The sequence below is a fragment of the Paracoccus endophyticus genome (assembly GCF_003286075.1).
Taxonomy (GTDB): domain Bacteria; phylum Pseudomonadota; class Alphaproteobacteria; order Rhodobacterales; family Rhodobacteraceae; genus Paracoccus; species Paracoccus endophyticus.
In genome coordinates, this window is record NZ_QLUV01000012.1 from 14,306 (window position 1) to 33,187 (window position 18,882).

General features: G+C 71.2%; 19 protein-coding genes. 5 read left to right on the forward strand and 14 right to left on the reverse strand.

Features of this window, described 5'->3' with window-relative positions:
• Positions 1-150: 150 nt before the first annotated feature.
• Positions 151-528 carry a DUF6477 family protein gene (locus tag DPQ23_RS12530; protein WP_112875137.1) on the forward strand — a complete coding sequence of 126 codons (378 nt, stop codon included), beginning with the start codon at positions 151-153 and terminating at the stop codon, positions 526-528.
• A 16-nt stretch (positions 529-544) separates the two neighbouring features.
• Here DPQ23_RS12530 and DPQ23_RS12535 read toward each other — a convergent pair whose 3' ends face one another.
• On the reverse strand, positions 545-2,089 hold the full coding sequence (locus DPQ23_RS12535) for a helicase HerA-like domain-containing protein (RefSeq protein ID WP_112875184.1): 1,545 nt from the start codon (positions 2,087-2,089) through the stop codon (positions 545-547).
• A gap of 450 nt (positions 2,090-2,539) precedes the next feature.
• Here DPQ23_RS12535 and DPQ23_RS12540 point away from each other — a divergent pair, with 450 nt between their 5' ends.
• A complete protein-coding gene (locus DPQ23_RS12540) occupies positions 2,540-3,361 on the forward strand; it encodes an invasion associated locus B family protein (protein ID WP_112875138.1) in 822 nt (273 codons plus the stop codon).
• A gap of 107 nt (positions 3,362-3,468) precedes the next feature.
• Here the strand turns inward: DPQ23_RS12540 and DPQ23_RS12545 are convergent, their stop codons facing one another.
• The 5 genes from DPQ23_RS12545 to rpiA all read right to left on the reverse strand — a co-directional run bounded on the left by DPQ23_RS12545 (position 3,469) and on the right by rpiA (position 10,048).
• Positions 3,469-4,845: a DegQ family serine endoprotease gene (locus DPQ23_RS12545; protein WP_240602723.1), complete on the reverse strand. Its 1,377-nt coding sequence runs from the start codon at positions 4,843-4,845 to the stop codon at positions 3,469-3,471.
• A 461-nt stretch (positions 4,846-5,306) separates the two neighbouring features.
• Positions 5,307-6,512, reverse strand: a complete 1,206-nt coding sequence (gene hflC, locus DPQ23_RS12550; RefSeq protein ID WP_112875140.1) for a protease modulator HflC — start codon at positions 6,510-6,512, stop codon at positions 5,307-5,309.
• Complete coding sequence (hflK, locus tag DPQ23_RS12555; protein ID WP_112875141.1) at positions 6,512-7,792, reverse strand: FtsH protease activity modulator HflK; 1,281 nt, start codon at positions 7,790-7,792, stop codon at positions 6,512-6,514. Before hflK ends, hflC begins: the two co-directional genes overlap by 1 nt.
• Positions 7,793-7,913: 121 nt before the next feature.
• Positions 7,914-9,323: a glutathione-disulfide reductase gene (gorA, locus tag DPQ23_RS12560; protein ID WP_112875142.1), complete on the reverse strand. Its 1,410-nt coding sequence runs from the start codon at positions 9,321-9,323 to the stop codon at positions 7,914-7,916.
• Complete coding sequence (rpiA, locus tag DPQ23_RS12565; RefSeq protein ID WP_112875143.1) at positions 9,320-10,048, reverse strand: ribose-5-phosphate isomerase RpiA; 729 nt, start codon at positions 10,046-10,048, stop codon at positions 9,320-9,322. The genes gorA and rpiA overlap by 4 nt, the downstream gene beginning before the upstream one ends.
• A gap of 140 nt (positions 10,049-10,188) precedes the next feature.
• Here rpiA and DPQ23_RS12570 point away from each other — a divergent pair, with 140 nt between their 5' ends.
• Genes DPQ23_RS12570 through DPQ23_RS12580 form a run of 3 tightly spaced genes read left to right on the forward strand, consistent with a single transcriptional unit; the run spans position 10,189 to position 12,388 of the window.
• A complete protein-coding gene (locus DPQ23_RS12570) occupies positions 10,189-11,379 on the forward strand; it encodes a bifunctional 2-C-methyl-D-erythritol 4-phosphate cytidylyltransferase/2-C-methyl-D-erythritol 2,4-cyclodiphosphate synthase (protein ID WP_112875185.1) in 1,191 nt (396 codons plus the stop codon).
• Entirely contained in the window at positions 11,379-11,870 is a 492-nt protein-coding gene (locus DPQ23_RS12575; RefSeq protein ID WP_112875144.1) for a phosphatidylglycerophosphatase A family protein, read from the forward strand. Before DPQ23_RS12570 ends, DPQ23_RS12575 begins: the two co-directional genes overlap by 1 nt.
• A complete protein-coding gene (locus tag DPQ23_RS12580) occupies positions 11,867-12,388 on the forward strand; it encodes a CinA family protein (RefSeq protein WP_112875145.1) in 522 nt (173 codons plus the stop codon). The genes DPQ23_RS12575 and DPQ23_RS12580 overlap by 4 nt, the downstream gene beginning before the upstream one ends.
• Here the strand turns inward: DPQ23_RS12580 and DPQ23_RS12585 are convergent.
• The 8 genes from DPQ23_RS12585 to DPQ23_RS12620 form a co-directional block, all read right to left on the reverse strand.
• Positions 12,380-13,405 carry a threonine aldolase family protein gene (locus DPQ23_RS12585; protein WP_112875146.1) on the reverse strand — a complete coding sequence of 342 codons (1,026 nt, stop codon included), beginning with the start codon at positions 13,403-13,405 and terminating at the stop codon, positions 12,380-12,382. The genes DPQ23_RS12580 and DPQ23_RS12585 overlap by 9 nt on opposite strands.
• The gene (locus DPQ23_RS12590) at positions 13,402-13,842 is read right to left on the reverse strand and encodes a YcgN family cysteine cluster protein (RefSeq protein WP_112875147.1); all 441 of its coding nucleotides are present in this window, start codon (positions 13,840-13,842) and stop codon (positions 13,402-13,404) included. The genes DPQ23_RS12585 and DPQ23_RS12590 overlap by 4 nt, the downstream gene beginning before the upstream one ends.
• Positions 13,842-14,786 carry a bifunctional riboflavin kinase/FAD synthetase gene (locus tag DPQ23_RS12595; RefSeq protein ID WP_112875186.1) on the reverse strand — a complete coding sequence of 315 codons (945 nt, stop codon included), beginning with the start codon at positions 14,784-14,786 and terminating at the stop codon, positions 13,842-13,844. Before DPQ23_RS12595 ends, DPQ23_RS12590 begins: the two co-directional genes overlap by 1 nt.
• Before the next feature lie 68 nt (positions 14,787-14,854).
• A complete protein-coding gene (locus DPQ23_RS12600; RefSeq protein WP_112875187.1) occupies positions 14,855-15,298 on the reverse strand; it encodes a MaoC family dehydratase in 444 nt (147 codons plus the stop codon).
• Between the two features lie 116 nt (positions 15,299-15,414).
• Entirely contained in the window at positions 15,415-16,275 is an 861-nt protein-coding gene (locus DPQ23_RS12605; RefSeq protein WP_112875148.1) for a TIGR01459 family HAD-type hydrolase, read from the reverse strand.
• A 93-nt stretch (positions 16,276-16,368) separates the two neighbouring features.
• Entirely contained in the window at positions 16,369-17,286 is a 918-nt protein-coding gene (locus DPQ23_RS12610) for a manganese-dependent inorganic pyrophosphatase (protein ID WP_112875149.1), read from the reverse strand.
• A 97-nt stretch (positions 17,287-17,383) separates the two neighbouring features.
• Complete coding sequence (locus DPQ23_RS12615; RefSeq protein WP_112875150.1) at positions 17,384-17,731, reverse strand: DUF4440 domain-containing protein; 348 nt, start codon at positions 17,729-17,731, stop codon at positions 17,384-17,386.
• A complete protein-coding gene (locus DPQ23_RS12620) occupies positions 17,728-18,789 on the reverse strand; it encodes a TraB/GumN family protein (RefSeq protein ID WP_112875151.1) in 1,062 nt (353 codons plus the stop codon). Before DPQ23_RS12620 ends, DPQ23_RS12615 begins: the two co-directional genes overlap by 4 nt.
• Positions 18,790-18,882: the final 93 nt, after the last annotated feature.

Sequence of the window (18,882 nt, forward strand, 5' to 3'; positions counted from 1 at the left end):
CCTGCACGGCAGGTCGTCATGTCACATCGGTGATGAATCGCTAACAATCCCTAAAGAAATCCTGCCCCCACGAACGCTGCCCACGGCTGTGGCGCAACACACCTGCAAGGCGAGCAGACTGTCCGCACCAACCCCGATGCGAGGTCTGCCATGTCTGATCTGTCCCCCTTCGATCCTACCGACTGCCGTCCCGTTGCGGCCCCCGCCGCCCCGGTGATCGCCTTTCCCGTGCCCCGGATCGCGGCGCCGTTGCGGCGGCCGCGGGTGCTGCTGGCGGCGGCCCGCGCCGGTCAGGCGGGATGGCGGCGCGACCGCGCGCTGCGGCGCCTGATGCGCAGCGAGGTGACGCCCCGTCCCGGCGCCGCACTGCCCTGGCTGCGCGCCGAGGAGGACCGGCTGAACTGCGCCCGGATCGAGGGGGCCGCCGACTATGACATGCAGCGCCACGTCCTGGTGCTGATCGCGCTGGTGGCCGAGATCGGATCGACGGTCGCAGCCGGGCCGCGCCTGCGCCTGGTCGGGGGCTGAGGCCCGCCTGCCGCCGTCAGCGGCTGCGCAGGATCGACCCCAGCACCCCGCGCACGATCGCGGTGCCCGCCCGCGTGCCGATCGCGCGGGCCATGCTTTTGCCGAACGCCGTGGCCATCGTGTCGCCGCGCGGCGTGCGGGCCGCGGTCGGCCCGGGCCGGATCTGGATGCCGGCATCGGCGCGCCGTGTCCCGCGCGACGGCATCTCGAACAGATCGGCGTCGGCGGTCTGCGCCGCGGCGTCGGCGGCGCGCTGGGCCAGCGCCTCGTGCGCCGAGGCGCGGTCGATCGTCCGGGCATATTTTAGCGCCAGCGGCGACAGCTGCACGATCCGCGCCCGGTCCTCGTCCGCGATCGGCCCCATGCGCGACAGCGGCGGGCGGATCAGGGTCCGCTGCGCCATCCCCGGCGCGCCGCTCTCCTCCAGCAGCGAGGTCACGGCCTCGCCCGTCCCCACCTCGCGGATGGCCTGCGCGGTGTCGAAGGCCGGGTTGGGCCGATAGTTTTCGGCCGCGGTCTTCAGCGCCCTGGTGTCCTTGGGGGTATAGGCGCGCAGGGCGTGCTGGATGCGATTGCCCAGTTGCCCCAGCACCGAGTCGGGCAGGTCCGCGGGGTTCTGGGTGACGAACCACACGCTGACCCCCTTGGACCGGATCAGCCGCGCCACCTGTTCGACCTTGTCGATCAGCGCACCGGGCGCATCGTCGAACAGCAGATGTGCCTCGTCGAAAAAGAACGCAAGCCGCGGCTTGTCGGGGTCGCCCACCTCGGGCAGTTGCTCGAACAGTTCGGACAGCAGCCACAGCAGCAACGTCGCGTAAAGGCGCGGCGACTGCATCAGCCGGTCGGCCGCCAGGATGTTGACGACCCCCTTGCCGGAAGCATCCACCCGCATCAGATCGGCCAGGTCCAGCGCCGGTTCCCCGAACAGCCGGTCGCCCCCCTGCCCCTCCAGAACCATCAGGCCGCGCTGGATCGCGCCCACCGAGGCGGTCGAGACATTGCCGTAGCGCAGGCTCAGCTCTTTCGCGTTCTGTCCCACCCAGACCAGCATCGACTGAAGGTCCTTGAGGTCGAGGATCGGCAAGCCCTGCTCGTCGGCGATGCGAAAGACGAGGGTCATGACGCCTTCCTGCGCGGGGGTCAGGTCCATCAGCCGCGACAGCAGCAGCGGTCCCATCTCGGTGGGGGTGGTCCTGACGGGATGACCCTTTTCGCCGAACACGTCCCAGTAGGTGACGGGAAAACCCTGGTGGTCCAGCGGCATCCCGATGCGCGCGGCGCGGCTGGCGAACGGCTGGGCCAGGGCGGGGTCGGTGCCGCCGGGCTGGGCCATGCCGGCCAGATCGCCCTTGACGTCCGACAGCACCACCGGCACCCCCGCCAGCGACAGCGACTCGGCCAGGGTCTGCAGCGTCACCGTCTTGCCGGTGCCGGTGGCGCCCGCGATCAGCCCGTGACGGTTGGCGCGGCGCAACAGCAGATGCTGCGGGTCGGTATGGTCGGGCCCGGCCCCGCCAAGCAGGATGCAGCCACGGTCCAGGTCCACGACGCGCCGCAGCGGCGTCCCGGGCGATGCGCCCTGGTCGGCGGGCAGGGCAGCGTCGGGCAGGGTCGGGGTCGGATCGGTCACGGCTATCCTCGTGCGCAGGGCTTGCGGCGAGCATAGCCCGTTCCGCGCGCCGGGCCAGCCCGGTTCTGCCACGCCCCGCTAGCCGTCCGGCGACGGGTCGCGGTCGGCGCGATTGACGCCCCGCGCGCGGGCGGATAGCCTGCGCGCAATGATGACCGGCCAGTCCGGCAGGGAAGGAAAAGAAAGGGGCGCTGGCGCAGGCCGCGCCCCTTTTGCCATTCCCCCGGCACCCGGCGCGCCCTGCGGGTCCGTGCGCGATGATGCCCACGCACGCGAGTGTTATGCCCGCCCCTGTGCAGTCGGTCGGGCTTGCCCCTGACAAGGCGAACCACCCATGCTAGCACCGCCGCGACGCGTTTCGTCGATAAAGGATGACCCATGGCCCGCACCCCCTCTGCCGCTTTTCTGGCGGCGCTGATCGCCACCGCGCCGCTGGCGGCACTCGCGCAGACCGCGACCGATGCCCCGGCGCCGGCTGCGGCCGCGACGGCTGGCGACGCTGCCGCCCCCGCCGCAGTTGCCGCCGAGACGACCCCGGCCGCGGCCGACGCCCCTGTCCCGGCGACCCCTGCCCCGACAGCGCCGGCGGCCGACGCACCGGCGGCCGCGGCGCCTGCGCCCGACAGCGCCGCGACCACTGAAACGGGAACGGCCCCGGCAGCCACCCCGGCGACCCCTGCGCCCGCCGCAGGCAGCGACGCCGCCGCCGCCGCGCCCGCGGGAGAGCCGCAGGTCGGCGCCTATTACACCAAGGGAACCCACGGTGACTGGCAGCTGCGCTGCATGAAGGCGCCCGAGGGGCAGGACCCGTGCGAGCTTTACCAGCTGATGAAGGACGCCCAAGGGGCGGCCGTGGCCGAGGTATCGGTCATTCCGTTCACAGGCCGGGCGGCGGCCGTCGTGAACTTTGTGTCCCCGCTGGAAACGGACCTGACGACCGGGCTGGGGTTCCAGATCGATTCCGGCAAGAACAGCGCCTATCCGTTCCTTGTCTGCGCCCAGATCGGCTGCATCGCCCGCGTCGGCATGACCGAGGCAGAGCTTGCCGCGATGAAGAACGGCAACGCCGCGACCGTTTCGCTGCTGCCCTATGGGGGCGAGGCGGCGAAGAACACCGTCAAGCTGACGCTGTCGCTCAAGGGCTTCACCGCCGGGTTCGAGGCGCTGAAGGCCGCGATGCCGGCCCCCGCCGCGCAGTAGGACGAGGCCCGTTCCAACGAAAGGGGCGGCGGTCGCGTGACCGCCGCCCTTTCTTCATGCCGGGCAGTCGGGGACCGCGACCCCTGCGGACCTTGGCCCGGCCGCAATCACTCGACCGACAGCGCGACGAAACGGGGCTCGCCCTCGCGCCGCACCAGCAGCAGGACCGACTTGCGCCCCGCCTCCTTGGCCTCGGCGACCCGCGCCTCGAGGTCGGCCACGGATGCGACGGGCTGCTGCCCGGCCTCGACGATCACATCGCCGGCCGACAGGCCCTTGCCGGCCGCCGGCCCTTCGGGATCGACATCCTGCACGACCAGCCCGGCGGCGTTCTGGGGCAGGTCCAGCCGCGCCGCCAGCTCGGGCGTCATCGGCACAAGCGTCAGGCCCAGCGTCTCGCTGGTGCGGGGCGCATCGCTGCCCTCCTGCGACCCCGGACCCCCAGCTGCCGCCTCGGCCAGCTCGCGCCGGCCCAGCGTGATCTGCAGCGTCACCGGCTTGCCATCGCGCATCACGACGATCTCCACCGCCTGTCCCACCGGCGCATCCGCGACGCGGCGCACCAGGTCGCGGGTGTCGGCCACCTCGCCGCCGGCAAAGCGGGTGATCACGTCGCCCGCCTTCACGCCGGCATCGGCGGCAGGGCCGGCGGGCACGTCGGTGACCATCGCCCCGGTGCTGGATTCCAGCCCGAGCGAATCGGCGATGTCGTCGGTCACGTCCTGGATCTTGACACCCAGCCAGCCCCGGCGCGTCTCGCCGAACTCCTCCAGCTGCTGCACGACCTTGCTGACGACGTTCGACGCCATGGAAAACCCGATCCCGATCGACCCGCCGTTCGGCGACAGGATCGCGGTGTTGACGCCGATCACCTCGCCCGCAAGGTTGAACAGCGGACCGCCCGAGTTCCCGCGGTTGATCGCCGCGTCGGTCTGGATGAAATCGTCATACGTGCCCGTCAGCGCCCGCGCCTTGGCCGAGATGATGCCGGACGAGGCGGAGAAGCCCTGCCCCAGCGGGTTCCCCAGCGCCAGCACCCAGTCGCCCACACGGGCCTGGTCGCTGTCGCCAAACGTGACGAACGGCAGCGGATTGTCTGCCTCGACCTTCAGCACGGCCACGTCGGTCGTGGCGTCTGTCCCGATCACCTTGGCCGGCAGGCGGGCGCCCGACTGGAACTCGACCTCGATCTCGTCGGCGCCGTCGATGACGTGGTTGTTGGTGACGATCAGCCCCTCGGCCGAAACGACAAACCCCGACCCCAGCGCATTCGACCGCTCGCGCGCCGTCGGACCCTGCTGGCCGAAGGGCATGTCCTGATCGGGAAAGCCCGGGATGCCGAAGTCGCGGAACAGGTCCGAAAACGGGCTCCCCTCGGGGAACATCGGGCCCGGGTTGACGGGACGCGACACGACGGCGGTGGTGGTGATGTTGACGACGGCCGGGCTGACCCGTTCGACGATGCCGGCAAAGCTGTCCGGCATCACCTGCGGCGCGGGCGCGCTCAGGGGCGTGTTGGCATTCGCGGCCTCCGGGACCTTGCCCTCCTCGGCGTCGGGCACGGTGGTGGTGTGCGGCGCGCCGGACGGCGCGGCGGGCAGCGGCGTTGCCTGGGCGGGCGCAACAGGCGGAACGGGCTGGGGCGCCGCCTGCTGGGCGTGGACGGGCGTCAGCGTCAGGGCGATGGCGATCGCCGAGGCGGACAAGGCCAGGCGGCGACGGATCAGGGCGCAGGTCATGCGGGAACTCTCCAGAGCTTGCCGGCCCGGCGGGGGCCGTGTGCGAAAACCAACGCACGACATATGGGACGCAGTTGCAAGAGTGCCACGTCCCTGGCCGCGTGAACTCATCGTGACTTGCACTTCAGGGCGCGGGCCCACCGGACCTCAAATGCAAAGGGGGGCGCGGCTTTCCGCACCCCCCCTTGTCTCTCGCCTGCACGCAATCAGTTGCTGGCGGTCGGCGCGACCGGGGAACCGGTGCCTGCGGGCGCCCCAGCCGCGTTGCCCGCCGGCGCGGGTTCGGCGGCACCTGCGGGAACCGGCGCGGCACCCGTGGCAGGGGCCACCTCATCCACGGCCAGCGAGGCGGGGGTCGTGACCGGCGTCGCCGTCACGCCCGCGTCCGCTGTCGTGTCCGGCGTGGCGCCGGGCAGGACCGCAGCCGCGCCGCCCGCGGCGTCCGGCGCCGATGTGCCTGCGGGATCGACGCTGGCGCCGGGCTGTGCGCCGGTGTCGCGCGGGACGGCCGGCGTTGCAGGCGCACCCGTCAGCGCGCCCTCGCCCCGTTCGCCGCCCAGATAGCTGAAGAACTCGCCATCCGGCGCCAGTACCATCGAGCTGTTGGACCCGCCCAGCGCGCGTTCATAGGCGGTCATCGAGCGGGTGAACGCAAAGAACTCGGGGTCGCGGCCGAAGGCCTCGGCATAGATCGCGTTGCGGCGGGCGTCGGCCTCGCCGCGCACCACCTCGGCCTTGCGGCGCGCGTCCGAGGTCAGCTCGACCACGGTCCGGTCCGCCGTCGCGCGAACCCGCTGCGCGGCCTCGCCGCCGCGGGCGATCTCGTCGGCGGCCTCGCGCTCGCGCTCCGCGCGCATCCGGGCATAGGTCGCGGCCAGGTTCTGCTCGGGCAGGTCGGTGCGGGTCAAGCGCACGTCGATCACCTGCACGCCCAGGTTTTCGGCGTCGCGCCGGGCCGTGTCGCGGATCTGGTTCATCAGCGAGGTCCGGTCGTCCGACAGGACCGTCGTCGAGGGGACCGAACCCAGCACCCCCCGGATCGCGTTGGTCATGATCCCCGCCAGCCGGCTTTCGGCAAAGGCGATGCCGCCGTCGCCCACCGCGCGGCGGAACCGCACGACATCGGTGATCTGCCAGCGCGCGAAGGCGTCCACCACCAGGCGGCGGTCGTCCAGCGGCGTCACTTCCATCGGCTCGGTGGTCAGGCCCAGGATGCGAGCATCGTATGTCACCACCTGGTCGATGATCGGCAGCTTCAGGCCGAGGCCCGGCTCCTCTCGGACGGCCACGACCTCGCCGAAGCGCAGGACCAGGGCCTTTTCACGGACATCGACGATATAGACCGAGGCCATGACGGCCACCGCCAGCACAAAGACCAGCGGCAGCGCAAAGACGGATATCGCGCGGCGCATCAGTTGTTCCCCCGAGTGACGGTGGGTTGCGGCGCGGCGGTGATTTCCGGCGCGACGCCGCGGGCGGCGGCCGACGGCTGCACCGCCGGAGGCGCCGGCTGCGGGCGCAACTGGTCCAGCGGCAGGTATGGCACCACGCCCGAGCCGGACGCCCCGCCTTCGATCAGCACCTTGTTCACGTCGCCCAGGACCTTCTCCATGGTTTCCAGATACATCCGGCGCCGGGTCACGTCGGGCGCCTTGACGTATTCGTCGTAGACCGAGATGAACCGCGAGGCCTCGCCCTCGGCGGCGTTGACGGCCTGGGCGCGATAGGCCTCGGCCCCCTCGACCAGCGCCGCTGCCTCGCCGCGGGCGTTGGCCAGCACGCGGTTGGCATAGGCGTCGGCCTCTTTCTCAAGCCGGTCGCGCTCCTGCTGCGCGGCCTGCACCTCGCGGAAGGCGTCGATCACCTCTTCGGGGGGGTCGGCGCGGCCCAGGTTGACGCGCACGACGTTGATGCCGGCGCTGTAGCTGTCCAGCGTGGCCTGGATCGCCACCTCGAGGTCGCTGGCGATCACGCCGCGGTCGCGGTTCAGGATCGGCGCCAGTTCCGACCGGGCCACGATGTCGCGCATCGCGCTTTCGGCGACGGCGCGGATCGTCCCTTCGGGGTCGGCCAGGTTGAACAGATACTGCTCGGGGCTCGAGACGTTCCAGACCACCTGATACTGCATGTTCACGATGTTCTGGTCGCGGGTCAGCATCAGCCCGCTGTCCAGCGGGTCACGACCGATGCCGATGTCGATCGACTTTTCCTCGGTCACGCGCACGATCTGTCGGGTGACGAAGGGCCAGGGGGCAAAGTTCAGGCCTTCGTCCCGCACGGCGTAGGGCTGGCCGAACAGCAGCTCGACGGCCTTCTCTCCGGTGTCCACGGTGTAGAAGCTGGTGAAGACCCAGACCGCGACGGCGCCCAGGGCAAAGATCCCCCAGCTGCCCCGCCTGACCCGGGGCATGCCAGGCCGGGGTCCCAGGGGGCCGCGCGGCCCGCCGGTCTTGCCGCCCATCAGCACGCGCAGCTTTTCCTGGCCCTTGCGCATCAGGTCCTCGATTTCGGGAACCTGGTCAGGGCGGCGCGGACCGCCGGGTGGCGGGCGATCGTCGGACCCGCCCGGCAGGCCCCAGGGGCGCTGCGGGCCGCGGCCCTGTTCGGGCGGGCGCCCCGGCGGCGCCTTGGGCCGATCGTCGCCGTTGCCGTCGCCGCCGCTGCCCCCGCCCCACGGGCCCTGATTTGCCATGAATGCACCTTTCGTCGAACCTCTCCCCTAACTGGGGCGAACATGCGTTAAGTCAACCCTTTGTGCCCGATTGCGCGGCATCCCAAGGAACGCGGCGCGCAGGAGGCACGGAGGCGGACGCTCAGGCTTCGGCCGGCTCGGCCGCGTGGCGTGCGCCGGCCAACTCGGGACCGGCGCGGCGCACCGGCAGGCGCATGGTGACCAGCTCTTCCGCCAGGGTCGGGTGGACGGCGACGGTGGCGTCGAAATCCTCCTTGGTGGCCTTCATGCCCACGGCGACGGCCGCCAGCTGAATCATCTCACCCGCCTCGGGGGCGAAGATGTGGCAGCCAAGGACGCGCCGGGTGGTCTCGCAGACCACCAGCTTCATCAGGGCGCGGGCCTCGGACCCGCCGAACAGCGACCGCATGGGGCGGAAGCTGGCGGCATAGACCTCGATCGGGCCCCTGGCGGCCGCCTCCTCTTCGGTCAGGCCGATGGTCCCAAGCTCGTGCGGGCGGGTATAGACGGCGCTGGCGATCAGCCCGTGATCCACGCAGCGCGGCTGCGCGCCGAACACCGTGTCGGCGAAGGCGTGCCCCTCGCGGATGGCGACCGGGGTCAGGTTCACGCGGTCGGTCACGTCGCCCACGGCGAAGATCGACGGCACGGCGGTCTGCGACCACTGATCGACGACGATCTGTCCCCTGGACCCCAGCCGGACGCCGGTCCCTTCCAGCCCCAGCCCGCCCGTATAGGGCGCGCGGCCGGTGGCAAACATCACCGCGTCAAAGACGGCATCGGCCCCGGACTTGAAGCTGACGCGGATGCCGTCGCCCTCGCGCGCCAGCGCGGTCGGGCCGTCGTCCAGTTGCAGGGTGACGCCGATCTGTTCGAGCTGGCGGGTGACAAGGCCGCGCATCTCGGTGTCAAAGCCGCGCAGCACCTTGTCGCCGCGATGCACCAGGGTCGTCGCGCAGCCCAGGCCGTTCAGGATCGTGGCGTATTCGCAGGCGATGAAGCCGCCGCCGACCACCAGGACCCGCCCCGGCAGCCGGTCCAGGTCGAACAGGTCGTCCGAGATCAGGCCAAGCTCTGCGCCCGGGATGTCCGGGCGCACCGGGCGGCCCCCGACGGCGATCAGGATATGGGCCGCGCTGAACCGCTGCCCGTCGTCCAGTTCGACCGTATGGGCATCGACGATGCGCGCGCGGGCGTTGTGCACGGCCACCCCGGCGGCGACCAGCCCGCCTTCGTAAAGCCCCTCCAGCCGCGACAACTCGTGGTGCAGCTTGTCGCGGAACGCGGGCCAGTCAAAGCGGCCGGCCTCGGCCGACCAGCCGTAGGCACGCGCCTCGGCGGCCGCGGCGGGCGCCCCGCTGGCAAAGATCATCAGCTTTTTCGGGACGCAGCCCCGGATCACGCAGGTGCCGCCCAGGCGGCTTTCCTCGGCCAATGCCACGCGGGCGCCATGCTGGCTGGCCGCGATGCGCGCCGCGCGCACCCCGCCCGAGCCGCCGCCGATCACGAAAAGGTCAAGATCAAAGCTCATGCCACCACCTCGGGCCGGGTCATTTCGATTACGCCCCCGTCAGGGCTGCCGATCAGCGCAAGGTCGCACAGGCCCAGGAACAGCCCGTGTTCCACCACGCCGGGGATAGCGTGCAGCCCCGACGACAGCGCCTTGCAGTCGGCGATCACGTCCAGCGACAGGTCCAGGATCATGTTCCCCTCGTCGGTGACGAAATCGCGTCCGTCGCGCTGGCGCTTCAGCATCGGGCGATGCGTCAGGTCCAGGGTCTCCAGCAGGTGCTGGATATGCACGCGGGTCGTCTGCCAGCCGAACGGGATGACCTCGACCGGCAGATGGAACGCGCCCAGCGTCTCGACGACCTTGCCGGGGTCGGCGATGACGATCAGGCGGTCGGACGCGGCGGCGGTGATCTTTTCGCGCAGATGCGCGCCGCCGCCGCCCTTGATCAGGTTCAGGTCGGGGTCGATCTCGTCGGCGCCGTCGATCGTCAGATCCAGCCAGCCGATGTCGTCAAGCTCCTCGATCGTCAGGCCAAGCTGACCGGCCAGGTCGCAGGTGGCGCGGCTGGTCGCGGCCAGGCGCAGGCGCAGGTTCTCGGCGTGCACCCGTTCCGCCAGGCGGTGGACCATGAAGACAGCGGTCGAGCCGGTTCCAAGACCCACCCGCATTCCGTCCTGAACCAGCGCCACGGCAGCCCGCGCCGCCGCGTCCTTGGCTGAGTCCAGCGGGGAAAGTTCGGTCATGGCGCGCGTCTCCTTGGGTGTGGTGCACGCGATATAGGCCGGATGCGGGCCGGGTGCGAGGGGTGGGGGCGCGCAACGCCGCGTTGCGCGACGGGCCGCCCGGCGTTGCGCGGCCTGCCGTGCTGACGTATCCCGGCGTGATGGATCGCCCTGCCCCCTGCCCCGAAACCGAACCCGCGGCGCCCGCGCTGCCCCGCGACCGCGTCGCCGTTGTCATCACCGCGGCGGGCCGAGGCCTGCGCGCGGGCGAGGGCCGCCCCAAGCAGTGGCGCGACCTTGCCGGGCGCAGCGTGCTGGCGCGCAGCATCGACGCATTCGCCGGCTTCGGCCGCATCGTCGTGGTGGTGCATCCCGACGACATGGCCCGCGCGGTGGCCGATCTGTCCGGGCCGGTCACGCTGGTTGCGGGCGGCGACACGCGCTCGGCCAGCGTGCGCGCGGGGCTTGCGTCGCTGGACGCGTCCGGGCTGACCCATGTGCTGATCCACGACGGCGCGCGCCCGCTGGTGTCACGCGGCGTGATCAAGGGCGTCCTGGCCGCCCTGGCGGCGGGCGCGCCCGCCGCCGCGCCTGCGCTGCCGGTCGCCGATGCGCTGTGGCGCGGCGACGGCGGCCGCGTCACCGGGTTCGCCGACCGCGGCGGCCTTTACCGGGCCCAGACCCCGCAAGGCTTCGTGCTGGAGGCGATCGCGGCCGCGCACCGCGCCCATCCCGAGGGCGCGGCCGACGACGTGGAACTGGCCCACCGCGCCGGCCTGCCGGTGACGATCACGCCGGGCGACGACGACAATCTGAAGCTGACATGGCCCGCCGACTTTGATCGCGCGCGCCGCATCCTGGGGGGTGGCATGGACATTCGGCTGGGCAACGGGTTCGACGTGCATGCCTTTGGCCCCGGCGATCACGTCTGGCTGTGCGGGGTGCGCGTGCCCCATGGCGCGGGGCTGGTCGGCCATTCCGATGCCGATGTGGGGATGCACGCGTTGACCGACGCGATCTATGGGGCGCTGGCCATGGGCGACATCGGTCGGCACTTTCCCCCCAGCGACCCGCGATGGAAGGGTGCGGAAAGCCATGTCTTCCTGGCCCACGCGGCGGCCCTTGCGCGCGAACAGGGGTTCCGGCTGGGCAACGCCGACGTCACGCTGATCTGCGAACATCCCAAGGTCGGCCCCCATGCCGCCGCCATGCAGGCGCGGCTGGCCGCGATCCTGGGGGTCGAGGCCGCCCGCATCAGCGTCAAGGCCACCACGTCGGAACGGCTGGGCTTCACCGGCCGGGGCGAGGGCATCGCCGCCATTGCGACTGCCACGCTGATCGGCGGCGCGTGATGCAGGCCTGTCTCGCGACGTGGTTCGGGGTCGGGCATCTGCGGCCCGCGCCGGGAACCTGGGCCTCGGCCCTGGCCGTCCTGCTGGGGGTGATCCTGCACCGCCTTGGGCATTTCCCGGCCCTGGCGCTGGCCACGGGGGCCGCCGTTGCCCTGGGCCTGTGGGCCATTTCCGGGTGGACCGCCGGCATGGCCGACAAGGACCGCAGCGAAATCGTCATCGACGAGATCGCCGGCCAGTGGCTGGCCTTGTGCTTTCCCTCGGCCGGGTTCTGGCTGATGGGGCTGCCTGCGGACCGCTTTCCCTATCCGGGCTGGGTCGCGGCCTTCGTGTTCTTTCGCCTGTTCGACATCTGGAAACCCTGGCTCGTGGGACGGGCGGACCGCCGCACCGACGCCGCGGGGGTGATGCTGGACGATCTGTGGGCAGGCTTGTTCGCCGGCGTCGCGACCATGATCGCCGCCGGCATTTCACATGGGGTGATGGGATGAGCGAACCGAAACCGAACGCCGACGAGAAGCCGGAACTGTCGCACAAGGAACTGTCCAAGGCCGAAACGCTGCTGAACGCGATCCGCGACCGCGGGCTGATGATCGCCACGGCGGAAAGCTGCACGGGCGGGCTGATCGTCAGCAAGCTGACCGATGTCGAGGGCGCGTCCGAGGTCGTGGACCGTGGCTTCGTCACCTATTCGAACGAGGCCAAGCAGGAGATGCTGGGCGTGCGCGCGGAAACGCTGGACGCGCATGGCGCGGTCAGCGAACAGGTCGCGGCCGAGATGGCTGCGGGCGCGCTGGAACGCTCGCGCGCGGGGATCGTCGTCGCGGTGACGGGCATCGCGGGTCCCGGGGGGTCCGAACACAAGCCCGAGGGCCGGGTCTGCTTCGGCATCGCGGACGAGCGCGGCGTGCGGACGGAAACGGTCGAGTTCGGCGCCCGCGGCCGCGACGGCGTCCGCGCGGCGACGGTGGATCATGCGCTGGACCTGCTGCTGGACGCCCTAGGCTGAGGCGGCGCGAAAGGCCGTGATCTCGTCGTCGGTCGTGGCCCAGCTTGTGACCAGCCGGATCGTCGCGGCGTCCGCATCGTCCCCCGGCGTGGGCCAGTCGGCGGCGCGCAGGCCCGCCGCGCGCAGCCGCGCGATCAGGGGGCGCGGCAGGCGGACGAAGACCTCGTTCGCCTGAACCGGGGCCAGCGGCTCGGCCCCCGCCGCGCGCAGGATCGCATCCAGTTCGCGGGCGGCGGCGTTGGCGTGGCGGGCCAGGTCCAGCCACAGGCCGCCCTCCAGCCAGGCCAGCATCTGCGCGGCCAGGAACCGGTGCTTGGACCACAGATGGCCGGCGCGCATCCGGCGAAAATCGAACTGCGCGGCCCGCGCGGGGTCGAAGATCACCACCGCCTCGAGCGCAAGGCAGCCGCCCTTGGTGCCCCCCAGCGACAGCGCAGCCGCCCCCGCGCGATGGGTCAGCGCGGCGGGCGTGGCGCCCGTTGCCACGACCGCGTTGGCAAACCGCGCCCCGTCGATATGGACCGCCATGCCGCAGCCCGCCGCCAGCGCGGCTACCTGGTCGGGGGCATAGACGGTGCCCCACTCGGTCGCGTTCGTCAGCGACAGCACGGCGTTCACGCCGTCATGCTCATCGACCTGCGGATAGTCGGCCAGCCGGGCGGCCAGCCCGTCCGGGGTGATCCTGCCCCCTGTCCCGTCGATCAGCGCCAGTTGCGCACCCCCGGCCATGAAGGCGGGCGCGCCCGATTCGCTGGTTTCGATATGTGCGGTGCGATGGCAGAAGATGCGTCCCCAGGGCGGGCACAGCTGCGCCAGCGCCAGCGCGTTCGCCCCGGTGCCGGTCCCCAGCAGAAAGACCGCGGCGTCCGGCGCCTCGAACACCTCGCGCACGCGGGCGACGGCGGCCGCCGTCAGGGGATCGCGCCCATAGGACGGCGCCGGGCCGTCGTTCGCCGCCGCCAGCGCGGCCATGATCCGGGGATGCACGCCCGAGGCGTTGTCCGAGGCGAAATTCACGACAGATCCTCGATGATATGGTCCTCCCAGTCCTCCTCGGCGACGGTCAGCTCACTGACGGTCCAGCCGCGGACCGATACACCCGCGCGGTGCACCGACTCGGGGTCGCCCGAAATCAGGTGATGCCAGTCATGCAGCGGCTTGCCCTCGGCCCGCAGGCGATAGGCGCAGGTCGCCGGCAGCCACCAGGCGATCTCGGCCAGCTTGCCCTGGGTCAGAACCACGCAGTCGGGCACGAACTGATGGCGGTTGGAATAGCTGGAGCAACGGCAGCTTTGCCCGTCCAGCAGCCGGCAGGCGACGCGGGTGAACTCGACGCTGCCGTCATCCTCGTATTCGATCTTGTTCAGGCAGCACTTGCCGCAGCCGTCGCACAGCGCCTCCCACTCGGCGGCGGTCAGTTCGGCCAGCGGCATCTCCCAGAACCGGGTCCGCATCACAGCGCCGTCAGCAGCGCGCGGGCCTGCGCCTCGTCGGCGTGCATCTGCGCGATCAGGGCGTCGAGGCTGTCGAACCTTTCCTCGGGCCGCAGCCAGGCGACCAGCGCGACCGACAGCTGCTCACCGTATAGATCGCCTGCGAAATCAAACAGGTGGCTCTCGATGTTCGGGGCATTCTCGCCGAACATGGGGCGCACCCCCAGCGACGCGACACCGCGATAGCTGCCCTTGTGTGGCCCGGTCAGCACATCAACCAGCACCGCATAGACGCCCAGCCGTGGCAGGGCCAGCCCGTCCAGCGCCATGTTGGCGGTGGGATAGCCCAGCTCTCGCCCGCGCTTTGCGCCGTGCAGCACCGGCCCCTCGATGCGGTGCCAGTGGCCCAGCATGCGCTCGGCATCGCGCGGCCGACCCTCTGCCAGCGCGGCACGGATCGCGGTCGAGCTTGCGGCGGTGTCGCCCGCCCCGATCAGCGGAACCGTGGTGACGCCGAACCCCAGCGCCTGCCCCAGCGCGGACAGGCCCGGCGCATCGCCCGCCCGGTCGCGGCCAAAGCGGAAATCCGCCCCGACAGCGACATGGGCGACGCCCAGGCCCTCGGCCAGAACCTCGCGCGCAAAGGCATCGGGCGTCAGGCCGGCAAGCACGGGGCCGAAGGGCAGTTCGTACAGATGCTCGATCCCCAGCCGGGCCAGCCGGTTTGCGCGCGACACCGCGTTCATCAGCCGGAACGGCGTGGGTGTCTCGCCCCGGAGGGCGGCGAAATATTCGCGCGGGTGGGGCTCGAAGGTGACGACCCCCAGCGGGCGGCCGGGGCAAGCCCGCCGGGCGGCGTCGATCACCGCGCGATGTCCGACATGGACGCCGTCGAAATTGCCCATCGCCACGGTCGCGCCGCGGGCGCTGGCCGGCAGGCCGCGCCAGTCGCGGTGGATGTGCAGAACCGGGTTCTGCGGCGCATGACGGTCGGAGGTGGTCGGCATCGGCGGCCCTTTGGGGGCCTGGCCCCTCAGTCGAACTTGCGGCTTGGCGCCAGAACCACCGCCTCGCCCTTGAGCACGACGGTATCGCCCACCAGGCAGCGGGTGGCAAGGGTGACGCGGCGACGCGCGTGGTCGATGGACTCGACCGTCACCTCGACCCGGACCAGGTCACCGGGGCGCACGGGGGCCATGAACTTCAGCGTCTGGCCCAGATAGACGGTGCCGTGGCCGGGCAGTTGCTCGCCGATCACCGCGCTGACCAGCCCGGCAGTCAGCATGCCGTGGGCGATGCGCCCTTCGAAAATGGTGTCGCGCGCATAGTCGTCGTCCAGATGCACCGGGTTGCGGTCGGTCGAGACCTGCGCGAACAGTTCGATGTCGTGGTCGGTAATGCGCTTTTGCAGCGAGCGCATCATCCCCACCTCGAGATCCTCGATGACGATCGTTCCGCGCGGCTGGTTGTCGAGCATCATGGCAGGTCCCTGGTTGCTGCAGCGCCGCATATCAAATGCGAAGCCTTCGCGCAACAAACTAACACATGCCTTGGCCAAGAAGATAGAATGTTACGCGACGCCCGCGGTGCCGGTCAGCGCAGGCGCCCTATGGCCAGCGTCGGCACGATGCCCTGCGCGCGCGTCCAGTCGGCCAGCCGCGCAGGGTCGGGGCGTTCCACGTCCCCGCCCAGGTGGTCCGCCGCCAGTCCCCCTGTCACGAACAGCGAATCGATGCCCTGCGCGACCGCCCCCGCGATGTCGGTGCCGATCCCGTCGCCGATGGCCAGTTCGCGCGCGGCATGGCTGTCCAGCCGGCGCCGCGCAAGGTCATAGATCGGCGCGTGCGGCTTGCCGAAATACAGCACCTCGCCGCCCATCTCTGCGTAAAGCTGCGCGATGGCGCCCGCGCAATAGATGCGGGTCTCGCCCAGGTCGACCACAAGGTCGGGGTTCGCGCACAGCATCGGCAGGCCGCGGGCCAGCGCCGCCTCAAGACGGGCGCGGTAATCCTCGGGGACATCCACCATCTCGTCGAACGGGCCGGTCGCCACGATGCCCTGCGCCCGCTCCAGATCCACGCGGCGGATGGCGGTCGCGCGCGGGTCCGCCGTCTCGGTGAAAAAGCCCGTGTCCTTGTCGGGCCCCAGGTGCCACACGTCCTGACCGATGCGGCCGGACAGCATCGCGTCCTGCGCGGCGTCGCCCGACGTCACGATCACGTCCCACGCCGCGCGGGGCACGCCCATGCGGTCGATCTGCGCCTGCACCAGCGCCGCGGGGCGCGGCGCGTTGGTCATCAGCGCGACCCTGCCCCCGCCCTGCCGATAGCGGACCAGCGCGTCCGTCGCGGCGGGATAGAAGCGTTGGCCGTTGTGCACGCAGCCCCACAGGTCGCAAAACAGCACGTCATAGTCTGCGGCGACCTGATCGAGGCTTTCGATGATGCGGGTCATGGCGGCGTCCTTGGGCTGGGCGTGACATGGAACCGCCCAGAGGCCGCAGCCTCCGGGCGGGACAGATGCGGCGGCGCGGCCGCAGCGGCGGGATCAGACCTTCAGCGCGGGGATGATCTGCTTCTTGCGGCTGATGATGCCCGGCAGCACGACGCTGTCGCCCGTCACCGGCACGCCGAACGAGGTTTCGGCCACGCGGCGGACGAAGTCGTTGGGGACCAGCAGGGTCGATTGCTCGTTCAGGATGTCCACGACGAACAGCATCACCTCGTCGGCGCCATCCTCGGCGGCGACGCCGGGCATGGCGGCCATCAGCTGCGCCTTGCGGTCCAGCAGCACCTGCGGCGCGGTGGTTTCCAGCACGGAAATCCGCATCCGCTTGCCGCCCAGCTCGTATTCCTTGCTGTCCATGCGCAGCAGGGCATCGTCGCCGAAGGCCGAGACATCGGATTTCGCGGTGAACATCTCGGTCGCAAACGACGGAATCGCGATCTCCAGGTCGCGGGCCAGCTTTTCGGCGACCCAGCGGTCATGCGGAGTGGTGGTGGGCGAGCGGAACTCCATCGTGTCCGACAGGATGCAGGTCAGCATCACGCCCTTAACCCAACGCGGCGCACGCTCGAGGTCGTCGCCGATCAGGTCGTGCATGATCGTCGCCGTGCAGGCCAGCGGCCGCACGGTGATGTTGATGGGCGTGCGGGTCTTGATGCCGCCGGCCAGCAGGTGATGGTCGATGATCTCGATCACCTCGGCATCGTTGATCGACGCGGGCAGCTCGGCGGGGTTGTTGGTGTCCACGATCACGCACGGGTCGCCCGCGGCCACGTCGGTGATGATCTCGGGCAGGTCGACCCCCCACTTGCCCAGCATCCACATGGCCTCGGTGTTGGGGGTCCCCTGCAGGACGGCCTTGGCCGGGGTCTTGCGGACATCCGACAGGTACCACGCCCAGATCAGCGGCGAGCCGGTGGAGTCGGTGTCGGGGGCCTTGTGGCCGAAAACCTGGATCATGGACGGACCTTTGCAAGCGGATGGCGAACTCGGGCGCGTTATAGGGGGCGGCCCGGTGCTTGTCTATTCGGCGCGGGAAAGGGTCGGGGCCCGCGCCTCAGCCGTCGGCCGGCGGGGTCTGCTGGTGCTGGATCAGCCGCCAGCCGTCGCGCTGCAGCACCCAGGTCGAGGTGCAGATCGCCACCCGCGTCGATCCGTCCGTGCGGCTGGCCGAGGCGCGATAGCCCAGCACGACGCAGTCCTCTCCCTCGGTCGCGTGGCGATCGGTCATCACGACGGCGGTCCAGCGCGGCGCGGTGTCCATGGCGGCCAGGACCGCCCGGCCCTGCATCACGCCCCGCGCCGTGGCCACGACGCAGGCCGGGTGCATGTTGCGGCGCGCCTCGGCCGGTCCCATCGTCCACCAGCCCTCCTCGTCGGCCCAGCGTTCCTCGGTCAGGCTCATGGATCGGTCCTCTCGATGGTCCAGCCGTCCCTTTCGAGCAGCCGCAGCACGCCATTGTCGCCCGGCAGGTGCAATGCGCCGAACGCCGCCACCACGCCCTTGCCGCGCCCGGCCGCGTCCACCGCAGCCCCGGTCAGCGGACCGATCCAGCGGCGGTTGCGGGCGTCCATCAACTGATCCTGCGCCAGCCGCAACTGCTCGTCCACCGCGGCGCGGTCCAGCCCCGAGGTGGCATAGGCGTCGATGCGCCCGAACTCCCAGATGCGCCAGACATCGCCGGCGAAATAGGCCTCGGTCGTGGTGGCGGCGTAGTCGTCGGCCTGACGCGCAGCCGGCAGAGCGGCGCGGATCATGTCGTTTTCCTGCGCGTCGGTCAGTCCCGAAAAGACGCCGAACAGCGTGTCCCAGGGCTCCAGGGCGCGCACCGGCACGTCCGCGTCCTGTGCTGCGGCGATCAGCAGATGGTCCAGGCCCCCGGTCTCGCCCGCCGTGCGGACCTGCCGCACCATGCAGGGCGACAGGCCCAGCATCATCGAGACGTACCAGGGTCGCATCCGGCTTGCCAGGATCGGCGGGATGCCGCGGTCCCCCAGCGCCGCAGAGAGCATCCCCCAATCGCGCGGACCCAGCCGTTCCGGCAGCGTCGGCCCCCGGGCATCCATGATCAGCGACGGGTCGGCCGCGAGTGCATCCGACAGGCGCGCCTCCTCGTCGGGTCCGGCCTCCACCAGCAGCGCATCGGCGGCGGCGACCAGGGGGGCCAGCCGCTCGACCGTGTCCAGATGGCGCGGGTCGGCAAAGTGATACGTGCCCACGATGTCGATCCGCGCCGACCCCCGCGTGGCCCGCCAGTGAAGGCCGTTCGCGTACGGAACCCTTGCCACCGCCGCATCAAGGGCCGCGACCTGATCGGGGGCGAGCGTCGGAAACAGGTTGCGCCCGGCGCACCCCGCGGCCGCCACCGGCGTCGTACATGCGACCAGAACGACCAGCACCGCGGCGGCCCGCAGCCGCCCCCAGAACGACCATGCGGTTTCGGAACGGACGGCCAGTGTCATGGGATGCCCCTGCGCAGCGCAGGACCAGAATGTCGCCGCCGGCCCGCGGGGACAAGGCCCGATGGGGCAGCGGCCTGCAGACACCGGCGAGAG